Origin of the sequence: Pseudomonas sp. MIS38, from assembly GCF_019891575.1 — a bacterium.
GTDB classification, from domain to species: Bacteria; Pseudomonadota; Gammaproteobacteria; order Pseudomonadales; family Pseudomonadaceae; genus Aquipseudomonas; species Aquipseudomonas putida_A.
Genome location: NZ_JAFLXF010000043.1, coordinates 1 through 11,285, shown reverse-complemented (window position 1 = coordinate 11,285; position 11,285 = coordinate 1). Strand labels below are relative to the sequence as shown.

General features: G+C 62.3%; 8 protein-coding genes. 2 read left to right on the top strand and 6 right to left on the bottom strand.

Annotated elements, in window-relative coordinates:
- Positions 1-459 precede the first annotated feature (459 nt).
- From J1G18_RS27560 to J1G18_RS27535, 6 genes are all read right to left on the bottom strand, one after another.
- A complete protein-coding gene (locus J1G18_RS27560) occupies positions 460-1,848 on the bottom strand; it encodes a VOC family protein (RefSeq protein WP_223009558.1) in 1,389 nt (462 codons plus the stop codon).
- A gap of 88 nt (positions 1,849-1,936) precedes the next feature.
- Positions 1,937-3,157, bottom strand: a complete 1,221-nt coding sequence (glcF, locus tag J1G18_RS27555; protein WP_223009556.1) for a glycolate oxidase subunit GlcF — start codon at positions 3,155-3,157, stop codon at positions 1,937-1,939.
- A 2-nt stretch (positions 3,158-3,159) separates the two neighbouring features.
- The gene (gene glcE / locus J1G18_RS27550; protein WP_223009554.1) at positions 3,160-4,209 is read right to left on the bottom strand and encodes a glycolate oxidase subunit GlcE; all 1,050 of its coding nucleotides are present in this window, start codon (positions 4,207-4,209) and stop codon (positions 3,160-3,162) included.
- Positions 4,209-5,708, bottom strand: coding sequence for a glycolate oxidase subunit GlcD (glcD, locus tag J1G18_RS27545; RefSeq protein ID WP_223009552.1), 1,500 nt, complete (start codon positions 5,706-5,708; stop codon positions 4,209-4,211). Before glcD ends, glcE begins: the two co-directional genes overlap by 1 nt.
- 207 nt (positions 5,709-5,915) lie before the next feature.
- Positions 5,916-6,842, bottom strand: coding sequence for an alpha/beta fold hydrolase (locus tag J1G18_RS27540; protein WP_223009550.1), 927 nt, complete (start codon positions 6,840-6,842; stop codon positions 5,916-5,918).
- Between the two features lie 21 nt (positions 6,843-6,863).
- Positions 6,864-8,315 carry a flavin-containing monooxygenase gene (locus J1G18_RS27535; RefSeq protein ID WP_223009542.1) on the bottom strand — a complete coding sequence of 484 codons (1,452 nt, stop codon included), beginning with the start codon at positions 8,313-8,315 and terminating at the stop codon, positions 6,864-6,866.
- Between the two features lie 282 nt (positions 8,316-8,597).
- Between J1G18_RS27535 and J1G18_RS27530 the strand changes: the two genes are divergently transcribed.
- Both J1G18_RS27530 and J1G18_RS27525 read left to right on the top strand, forming a co-directional pair.
- The gene (locus J1G18_RS27530) at positions 8,598-9,671 is read left to right on the top strand and encodes a diguanylate cyclase (protein WP_096796510.1); all 1,074 of its coding nucleotides are present in this window, start codon (positions 8,598-8,600) and stop codon (positions 9,669-9,671) included.
- 208 nt (positions 9,672-9,879) lie between these two features.
- The gene (locus tag J1G18_RS27525; RefSeq protein ID WP_134786763.1) at positions 9,880-11,115 is read left to right on the top strand and encodes a M20/M25/M40 family metallo-hydrolase; all 1,236 of its coding nucleotides are present in this window, start codon (positions 9,880-9,882) and stop codon (positions 11,113-11,115) included.
- Positions 11,116-11,285: the final 170 nt, after the last annotated feature.

Sequence of the window (11,285 nt, the reverse complement as noted above, 5' to 3'; positions counted from 1 at the left end):
ATGGGGTGCTCTCCTTGCGGATAAATTTAGGGTGCCCGGGAGGCGAAATCGCCCGGTGGGTGCCTGACTGTTATCAAGGAGCGTGCCAGGTCTGTCGAAGGCCCCGGCAGCCGGGGGTGGAGTGGCTCTGGCGTGCGGTTTGGCCGATGTTTTTTGCTGAATCGAGAGGGAAAGTGCGCAACTTCTTGCGCAGTACTGCGCAAGAAGTTGCGCACTTGGCTCTAAGCCACGCCAGTCAAGGCCTGCAGCGCGATGAATCGCCTTTTTCACCGAACAAGTGCGCAAGAAGTTGCGCAGTAAGGCCAAGGGCCAGCGTCGAGCGTTTCGCCTTGTTGTCGCGACTGCGCTAGAGGCAACATTTGATTCTGTGGCGAGGGAGCTTGCTCCCGCTGGAGTGCGCAGCGCTGCCAAAACGAGGGCCGCTTCGCAGCCCAGCGGGAGCAAGCTCCCTCGCCACAGTCAGAACAGTTTCACGCCCAAAACCTGAGCACACTCCTCAATCGAACGCCGCTGCGTCTCGGCATACAACCCCAACTCATCAATGGTCGCACGCCCCAGCGCCTGTTCGAACGCCTGGCGGTTGGAGTGTTCGCCATAGTGCGTCTGCGCGGTATCCCCAAGGTTCGACTGAAAAATCCCCGCCGCACTCACCGGCAGGAAATCTTCGTACACCAACGGTTCAGCTTTCACGTGGCCCTCACGGAGCAAATCCTCCAGCGATGCCGACGTGAGGCTACCCGCTGTCAGGCCTTTTTCGGTAGGGAAGTAGCGAAAATACGCCAGCTCCTGTTCGCGCATGCCGTCGACGCTGTCAGGAAATTCGCCAAAGTGCTGGGTCATCAGCGCGTTGTAGCGTGCGGCGTTGCCTTCGTTGGGGAAGTCACCGAGTTCATCGCGCGCGGCATTCAACAGGCGGTCATACAGCGCCCGGCCCTTGGACGTCAGCGCCGCGCCGCGTTGTTCGATCTCGCCGAAACGCGCGCTGTGGCTGCCACGGGTGTCGTACTGGTCGGTGAAAGTGATCGGCTCGTCGAGCGCCTTGAAACTGGTTTGGCGCAGCAGGATGGGGCAGTGCCGACGCGGCGGCCCTTCGATTACCGCTTTCGGGGTGATGCCATGCACCGGCATTTGCGCCTGAACCTTGTCGATGTCTAGCGTGCGCGGGGTCAGGTGATTGATGTGCGGGCCTTTGAACGCCACCACATCGGCGATCAGACGGTGCTGAGCGCTGAGGGTCTGGTACTGCACGGCGGTGACGGTTGCGCTGTGGTGCCAGCGAAAGGTCTCCAGGGCCTGCAGGACAAATTCCTCCGCTTCAGGCTCATTCAGCCCACCCGCTGACTCAGCCTGCTCGATCAGGTGCAAGACAGTAGGGGTAAAGATCGAACGCTGATTCAGTACCGATTCGGCAAACGCGCGCAGCTCGGGATCTTCGATCAGTTCCAGACGCAGCAACGAAGTGAACACCCGAAACGGACTGACCTGCAGCGCCGCTTCATGCACCGCGCGAAACGCCGTGGAGTGCACCGGCACACCCGCCGGAGTCAGGTCGTAATAACCCACCGGTTGCATGCCCATCACCGCGAACAGCCGGGCGAGGGTCGCCAGCTCTGTAGCCGTGCCGACGCGGATGGCGCCGTGGCGCTCCATGTCCAGCCGTTGGATTTCACCGGTACTGTCGAGCTGCCGTGCGATGTCCGGCTGAGCCGCCAGCACTTCGCGGTTGGTCTGTTCCACCAGCTCCATCAGCGCGCCGTACAACGGCACTTCTTCGCGGTACATGTCGGACATCGCTTTGGAGAAGCGTTGGCGGATCAGGTCGGGGCTGACGAAAGGCTGCACGGTCATGAAAAAAATTCCTGCCACGGTCACGTAATGGATGGAGGAAAAGATCGCAGCCTTCGCCGACGGCGGCAAACGAAGAATCCTACGAACTTCATTCTGCCAACGACTGATCCACCAGTTCGATCCAGTGCACAACCTGCGTGCGTCCGGCGCCGGCCAAATGATTCTGGCAGCCGATGTTGGAGGTGACGATCAAGTCCGGGCGATCGCTTTCCAAGGCGTTGAGGCGGTTGTCGCGCAGTTGCCGGGCAAGGGTCGGTTGGGTCAACGAATAGGTGCCGGCCGAACCGCAACACAAATGCCCATCCGGTACCGCCGTGAGGTTGAAGCCCAGCCGGGTCAACAGTGTCTCCACCGCGCCGCCGAGTTTCAGCGCATGTTGCAAGGTGCAGGGGCAATGCACGGCGATCCGGCGTTGGCTGGCGGCGCACAGTTTCTCCAAGGGCTCCCGGGCCAGGATCTGTACCAGATCCAGCGTCCGTTCGCTGATCTGCCACGCCTTGTCGGCGTAGCGCGGATCCTGTGCCAGCAAATGCCCGTAATCCTTGATGAACGCGCCGCAACCGCTGGCCGTCTGCACGATGGCTTCGGCGCCGTTTTCCAGGTGCGGCCACCACGCGTCGATGTTCTGCCGCGCGCGGTCGAGGCCCTTGGCCTGGGCGTCGAGGTGATAGTCCAGCGCGCCGCAGCAACCGGCCTCGGCCACCGGCGTCACGCTGATCCCCAACCGATCGAGCACCCGCGCCGTCGCATCATTGGTGTTCGGCGACAGGCCCGGTTGCACACAGCCTTCGAGCAACAACACCCGCCGCGCATGTCGCGGAGCAGGGCGTGAACCGGATGCTGACGAGCGCTGCGGCAATTTGCTTTCGAACATTCGTGGCAGCAGGGGCCTGAAGATTGTACCAACGCGCAGCAAACCCTTGAACATCCCGGGATTCGGCGCCAGTGCACGCAAGCCCTCGCGTAACAAGCGCTGGGCAGCGGGGCGCGGCACCGCCTGATCGACCACCGCCCGCCCGATATCCAGCAGGTTGTGATAGTCGACACCGGAAGGGCAGGTGGTTTCGCAGTTGCGGCAGGACAGGCAGCGATCCAGATGCAGTTGTGTCTGCTCGGTAGCGGGAGCGCCTTCAAGCACTTGCTTGATCAGATAGATGCGCCCGCGCGGCCCGTCAAGTTCATCGCCGAGTAACTGATAGGTCGGGCAGGTGGCGTTGCAAAAACCGCAATGCACGCAGGTACGGAGGATTTTTTCCGCCTCGGCCGCGCGCGGCAGTTGTCGGGACTCTTCGCTGAGGGTGGTTTGCATGGCTAGAACTCCGCGTACATCCGGCCGGGGTTGAACAGCCCTTGCGGGTCGAGTTGCGCCTTGAGTTGCCGGTGATAACGCATGAGCGCCGGGGCTAGCGGCTGGAACGGTGTGTCGCTGGCACCATGGGTAAAGCTGGTGGCGTGGCCGCCGAGTTCCTGGGCGAGGATCTGAATGTGCTCGTGATCGGATTTCAGCCAGCGTTGCGCGCCGGCCCAGTCGAGCAACTGCTGGCCGGGCAAGTCCTGCGGCCCGAGATTGTTCGGCAGTGACAGGCGCCACAGCGGCAGGCCTTCGTCGAAAAAGCTCAGGCGTTGCTCGTTCAGGTCGCGCCAGAACGTCGAATCCAGCGGCTCGCCGCCGAGCCGTTGATGCGCGGCGGTGACCGAGCCTTCGCCGCCCTCAAGGCGCAGATACAGGCTTTGCCCATCATGGCAGGCGCCGCTGATCGGCAACGGTTGCTGGCCCCATTCGGCCAATCTGGCCAGCGCCCGCGCGCAGTCGATATCGAGACGGATGCTCAGGCATTGACGCGGTTTTGGCAGGACTTTCAGCGAGACTTCGGTGAGCACCCCGAGACAACCAAAACTGCCGGTCAACAGGCGCGAGAGGTCGTAGCCGGCAACGTTTTTCATCACCTCGCCACCGAAGCGCAGGTGTTGGCCGAGCCCGGTGATGACCCGGGTGCCGAGGACAAAATCGCGCACCGAACCTGACCATGGCCGCCGTGGCCCGGACAGTCCGCTGGCGATCATCCCGCCCACCGTGGCGCTGTCGCCGAAGGCCGGCGGCTCGCAGGGCAACATCTGCCCGGCCGCGTCGAGCGCCGCGAGCAGCTCGCGCAACGGCGTACCGGCGCGCACGCTGACTACCAGCTCGGTCGGTTCATAGCGCACGATGCCGCGATGTGCGCGGACGTCGAGCACTTCACCGGCCACTTCGCGGCCGAGAAACGCCTTGCTGTTGCCGCCCTGAATCTTCAGCGGCGTGGCGTTGGCCCGGGCCTGGTTGACCTGCTCGAGCAGCGCGCTGCTGGCGTCGAAATCAGCCATCAGAAACGCTCCAGTTCGGGGAATGGCAGTTGTCCGGCATGAATGTGCATCGCGCCGAATTCGGCGCAGCGGTGCAGGGTGGGGATGTTCTTGCCGGGGTTGAGCAGGCCTTGCGGGTCGAACGCGGCTTTGACCGCGTGGAACAGGCTCAGCTCAGCGCTGTTGAACTGCGCGCACATCTGATTGATTTTCTCGCGGCCGACCCCGTGTTCACCGGTGATGCTGCCGCCAACCTGCACGCACAGTTCGAGAATCTTCCCGCCTAACGCTTCGGCGCGATGCAGTTCGCCGGGCTGGTTGGCGTCGAAGAGAATCAGCGGGTGCATGTTGCCGTCGCCGGCATGAAACACGTTGGCCACGCGCAAGCCGTATTCGGCGCCGAGGCGGGCGATGCCGTGCAACACGCCGGACAATTCGCGGCGCGGGATGGTGCCGTCCATGCAGTAGTAGTCCGGCGACAAGCGGCCAATCGCCGGAAAGGCGTTTTTGCGCCCGGCCCAGAAGCGCACGCGCTCGGCTTCATCGCGGGCCTGCCGCACTTCGCTGGCGCCGGCCTCGAGCATGACCTCGCGCACCCGCAGGCAATCGTCGTGGACATCGGCTTCGACGCCATCGAGTTCGCACAACAGAATCGCCTCGGCATCAACCGGGTAACCGGCGTGAATGAAGTCTTCGGCGGCGCGGATCGCCAGGTTGTCCATCATCTCCAGGCCGCCGGGAATGATCCCCGCAGCGATGATGTCGGCCACGGCGCGGCCAGCCTTTTCCACCGAGTCGAAACTGGCCAGCAAGACTTTGGCGACCTGCGGTTTGGGCAGCAGTTTGACCGTGACTTCGGTGATGATTCCCAGCAAACCTTCGGAGCCGGTGAACAACGCCAGCAGATCGAAACCCGGCGTGTCGAGGGCGTCGCTGCCCAGTGTCAGGCGCTCGCCTTCGATGCTCAGCACTTCGATTTTCAGCAAATTGTGCACGGTCAGGCCGTACTTTAGGCAATGCACGCCACCGGCGTTTTCCGCGACGTTACCGCCGATCGAGCAGGCGATCTGCGACGACGGATCCGGCGCGTAATACAGGCCGAATGGCGCGGCCGCCTGGGAAATCGCCAGATTGCGCACCCCGGGCTGAACCCGCGCGGTACGGGCCGCCGGGTCGATGTGCAGGATGTTGTTGAAGCGCGCCATCACCAGCAACAGACCTTTTTCCAGCGGCAGCGCACCCCCCGACAATCCGGTGCCGGCACCCCGGGCCACCACCGGCACGTTGTGTTGATGGCAGAGCTTGAGCAGGGCCTGCACCTGATCGAGTCGCCGGGGCAGGGCGACCAGCATCGGCGTGGTGCGATAGGCCGAGAGGCCGTCGCATTCGTAAGGCTTGAGTTCGTCTTCACGCCAGAGCAGGTCGAGATCCGGGAGGGCGCGCTGCAGGGTTTTCAGCAACTCGGCCTTGTTCACCTCCGGTAGCGGGCCATCGAGGCGTTCGTCGTAGAGAATGTTCATTTCGACCCCATCGGCGGACGTGATTACCTGTGGTGAGGGGATTTATCCCCGATGGCTGCGCAGCAGCCCCAACCCAGAGAATGCGGTGTGTCTGATTCAGCTTAGTGCTGGAACTGGGGCTGCTGCGCAACCCATCGGGGCGGTGCGACGTTTCGCTGAATCCCCTCACCACAATAAATTCCCTCATCACAAGGATAGTGTTGGGACTCATCGCTGATTGCCCAGAAACTCCCGATACAACCGCGCGGTATTCCCCGGTTGTTCGACCATCGGCATGTGCCCGACGCCATCCCACACTTCGACCCGCAGATTGGCGATGCCCTTGCTCCACACCGGCACGCTGCTGACGTCGATCAAGCGGTCCTTGCGCCCCCACAGCAGCAGCGCCGGGCATTTGATCTCGGCCAGTTTCGGCTCCATGGGTGGGCTGGCGCGAAAGTCGCGGAAGATCTCTTCCAGTTCATCGCGCTGGCGTTCGTATCGCCGGGCGATGGCGTCCAGCACCAGCCCAGGCACCCAGGGTGGCGAGGCCATGGTCATTGCGTAAAACTGGCGGAATTCCTCCCGGGAGTTGATCAGGAACGGGTTATGCCCACGGGCCAGATGACGCTCCATGTCGCTGGCCTGCGGCGCGGTGACGCCGGCCGGGTCGATCAGCGCCACCGAGGCGATCCGCTCCGGGTAAGTTGCTGCCAGCCATGCCGCGATGTAGCCACCCATCGAGTTGCCGATCACGTGGACTTTCTCCACGCCGCACACGTCCAGCAGCTGGATCATGCGCTTGGCCTGCAGCGCAATGTCGTAGCCGCCACCGGCCTTGAACCCGGTTTCCCCATGACCGGCGATGTCCGGAATGATCACCCGGTACTGGCGGACAAAATGCCTGGCGAAGCGCAGCCACAGATTCTTCTCGGCGCTGTAGCCGTGCAGCATCAGGATCGCGCTGGCCGCTTCATAGGGACCACCCTGCCAGGTCGAGACGGTCATTTCGGCAATCGGCACCTCGATTTTGTGCAACTTGTACAACTTGGCCTCGAGCGCCGTGCTCAGGTCGTACAACCAATGGCCGATCGCTGGATAACTCAACCAGCTCCAGGCCACGAAAACCGCGAGAGCGACAAACAGCACAAGCATCGACGTCTTCCTTTTACGTGTTCAGGACAGAATGTGGTCAGCCGGTTTCAGCGTCCGGGTCAACCGGTAGTAGCTGAAACTGAAGCCCGGAAATATCGCGATCACATGACCGCTCTTGCTCTGATACCAACTGTGACAGCCGCCGGACTTCCACACCGTGCGTTCCATCTCACGGTGGATCATTGCAGTGTAGGTACGTTCCGCTGCGGGGCGCACTTCGATGCTGCGCAGGCCTTTTGACTGCAGGGTGTGGATGCAGTCGAGGATGTAATTCATCTGCGCTTCGATGATGAACAGCGCCGAGGTATGCCCGATGCCGGTGTTGGGCCCGGTGACGATAAACAGGTTGGGAAAGTCCGGCAGGCTGGTGCCCAGGTAGGCGCGCGGGTACTGCGCCCAGACATCCTTGAGTTGCACGCCGTGCTTGCCGGTCACCGGATAGGAGACCACGCCGTCGGTGGCGTCGTAGCCTGTCGACCAGACGATCAGATCGACATCGATGTGCTGGCCGTCCGTGGTGGTGATCCCGGTTTCATCGATTTCGGCGATGCCTTGCTCACGGCTGTGCAACGTGACGTTGGGCCGGGTCAGCGCCGGGTAATAGGTGCTGGACAGCAGAATGCGCTTGCAACCGATGGTGAAGTCCGGTGTGAGTTTTGCGCGCAATACCGGATCCGGCACCTGTTGCTTGAGAAAACGCAGCGCCTGACGCTGAACCAGGTGAATCGCGGGTTTCGAGTATTTGAAGGCGATCACCCGGGTTTCGAATTGCCAGTAGAGCAGCCAGCGCAGCAGCTTGTACGCCGGTTTGACACCCAGCAGCCAGCGCTGGAAAGGCCCGAACGTGCGATCGGCGCGCGGCAGCACCCAATGTGGCGTGCGCTGGAACACGTGCAATTGCTCGACTTCGGCAGCAATCGCCGGAATCACCTGGGCGGCACTGGCGCCGCTGCCGACGATGGCCACGCGTTTACCGCGGTAGTCGTAGCTGTGATCCCAATTGTTGGTATGAAAAGTCTTGCCCTCAAAGCGATCCTGGCCGGGGAAGGGCGGGATCACCGGTTGGCTCAACGGCCCGGAGGCGTTGATCACGAACTGCGCGTAAAAAATCCCCTTGCTGGTATGCAACGCCCAGCGCTTTTCGGCGTCGTCCCATTCGATGCGTTCGACGTTGGTTTGCAACTCCACGCGCTCGCGCAGGCCGAAGCGCTCGATGACGTGTTCGGTATAGCGATGCAATTCGGCCTGGGCGGCGAACATCTGCGTCCAGCGGTACGGCGCGAAGGACAGCGAGTACAGCGGTGACGGCACATCCACCGCCGCGCCGGGGTAGGTGTTCTGGCACCAGGTGCCGCCGAAGAAGTCCCTTCTTTCCAGCAGGCGAAAATCGTCGATTCCGGCCTTGAGCAAGTTGACCGCTGCACATTGGCCGCCAAAACCGCTGCCGATGATCAACACTCGGTAGGTCTGCATGGGCCTCCTTCTTATAGTTGTTTTTCCGTTTTCGTCCTTTCAGGTATAGCTAAAAATTTGCCGGGTGGGAGCGGGTTTGCTCCGGCTGCGTTCCGACGAAAGCGGAGTGTCAGACACAGGGATGTTTACTGGACGACCGCTTTCGCGAGCAAGCCCGCTCCCACAGTGGGATAAGTGGAGGCGGGTGGCTGGCCGGCGATGGCTATTTAACGGCTGCCTGTTAGACTTCCTGCACATCGGTCTGACGGTGTGTGCAGGTTCCGTTGAGTGGTCGAGGCCCTTATGCGAAACAAGGGGGGAAAGGGACTTTCATTGGCCAGGAGGCTTTATACATCGCGAACCCTCGGGCTGGTGCTGGGGCTGTTGTGCGTGAGCGCGGCGATGTACCCGCTAGACCCGCCGCTGTGGGTCTGGGCGTTGATGCTGTTCAATGGCCTGCTCTGGCCGCACCTGGCGTTTCAATGGGCCCGTCGTGCCAGCGTTCCTTACCATGCGGAACACCGCAATCTGTTGGTTGATGCCTTTATGGGCGGCTTCTGGGTCGCCGCCATGCAGTTCAATCCGCTGCCCAGTGCCACCACCATTTCGATGATGGCGATGAATAACGTCGCCATCGGCGGATTACGTTTTCTCGCCGCAGGCCTGGCGGCGCAGATCCTCGGTATCGGCGTCGGCCTGGTGGTTTTCGCCCCGGCGTTCATCCCGCAAACCTCGCCTCTGCAGCTTTATGCCTGCCTGCCGTTGCTGATGCTGTACCCGCTGGCGCTGGGCTGGATCTGCTTTCGCCAGGCCTACACGCTGGGCCTGCACAAGCGTGAGCTACTGGCCCTGAGTCGCACCGACAGCCTCACCGGACTGCTCAATCACGGCGCGTGGAAGGATCAACTGGAAATCGCCTTTCAACGTTGCCGCCGGCAGCAGCAGGGCGCAGCGATCGCGTTGATCGACATCGATCACTTCAAGGCGATCAACGACACCTACGGGCATGTGGCGGGTGACATCGTGCTGCGCCAGTTGAGCAAAATGCTCAAGCAGAACCTGCGCGCTGCGGACGTCGCCGGGCGGTATGGCGGCGATGAGTTTTGCGTGATCCTGCCTGACCTGCCGCTGTTCAATGCCGCGCAGGCCATGGAAGCCTTGCGCGAGCGTTTCGCCACCCTGGGTTACGAGCAGAACCCGGCGCTCAAGGTCAGTCTGAGCATTGGTCTGGCGGCTTACGAACCGGCACACGGCGACGCGACCCGTTGGCTCAATGATGCGGATCAGGCGCTGTACGAGGCCAAGGCGAGCGGGCGCAATCGGGTGATCTGCAACAGTGATGATCTGCCGAAGCAGGAACTGCTCGATTCGGTCTGATCTATCACCGCCGTCCCCTGTGGGAGCGGGCTTGCTCGCGAAGGCGTTCTGTCAGCGGCATTGATGTCGGCTGACACTCCGCTGTCGCGAGCAGGCGAAGGCCTACAAGTGTTCGGTGTCGGCCGCAGAGATGTCGCATCCGGTATAGAGCCTTGCGTCGATGTCAGGTACGGTTTGAGTCCCCCCGACGCGAAACAAGGATCGATTCATGACGTTCGCATTCCCCCGCTCGCTGCTGGCCGCCAGTCTCGGCCTGTCCCTCGTCCTCAGCTCCGCCAGCGCCTTCGCCGAACCGCACAAGCAAGTGCTGGCGGATGCCGAGCAGTATCAGCCCGAAGCCCTGAAACTGCTGGAACGGCTGGTCAACATCGACTCCGGTTCCGGTTATGAACCGGGCCTGAAACAAGTCAGCGAGATCGCCATCGATGAGCTGAAGAAGCTCGGCGCCACCATCGAGCTGGTACCCAATACCCCGGAAAAATCCAACCACGTGCTGGCGACCTTCAAGGGCACCGGCAAGGCAAAAATCCTTTTGATGGCGCACATGGACACGGTGTTCAAGGAAGGCTCCGCGGCCGAGCGCCCGTTCCACATCAAGGACGGCCGCGCCTACGGGCCCGGGGTGATGGACGACAAGGGCGGCATCGTCGCCGGGATCTACGCGCTGAAAATTCTGAAGAACCTCGACTTCAAGGATTACGCGCAAATCACCTTCCTGCTTGACGCCAGCGAGGAAACCGGCTCCGACGTCGCCACCGACCTGATCAAGAAAACCGCCAAGGCGCATGACGTGACCCTCAACCTTGAACCTGGGCGTCCGGCCGATGGGTTGGTGGTATGGCGCAAAGGTAGTGCGACGGCGCTGGTCGAGGTCAAAGGCAAGGCGGCGCACGCCGGAGTCGCGCCGGAACTGGGGCGGAACGCGGCGATGGAAGCGGCGCACCAGATTCTGCAACTGGGCAAACTCGGCGACGAAGCGAAGAAAACCACGATCAACTTCACCGTGCTTCAGGCCGGTGATCGCACCAACGTGATCCCGGATCACGCCACCGCCAAGGCTGACGTGCGTGCGGCGGTGCCGGAAGAGTTCGACCGGATCGAGAAAGACCTGGCGCGAGTGTCGCAGGATAAGCTGATCGCTGAAACCGAAGTCACCACCAGCCTCAAACGCGGCCTGCCACCGATGCCGCAAACGGCGGAGTCGGATCGCTTGATGGCCATGGCGCAAGGGATTTACGGCGAGATCGGCCGCAAGCTGACCGAAGAGGGCAGTGGTGGCGCGGCGGATGCCAGCCTGTCCGCCGGGGTGGGTACGCCGACGCTGGACGGTTTCGGGATTGTCGGCGGCAATATCCACACGCCGGAGGAATACGCCGAAGTGGCGAGCGTGGCGCCGCGGATTTATCTGTTGTCGCGGATGATCATGGAGTTGGCCAAGCGCTGACTCCCTCGGATTGGCGGTGCTGCAACTGACGCCTTCGCGAGCAAGCTCGCTCCCACAATGGATCTGTGCCGAACACCACTGCTGTGTTCACTGAAGATCCACTGTGGGAGCGGGCTTGCTCGCGAAGGCGGCGGGTCAGGCTAAATGGGTGTTGAATGTGCTGACGTCAT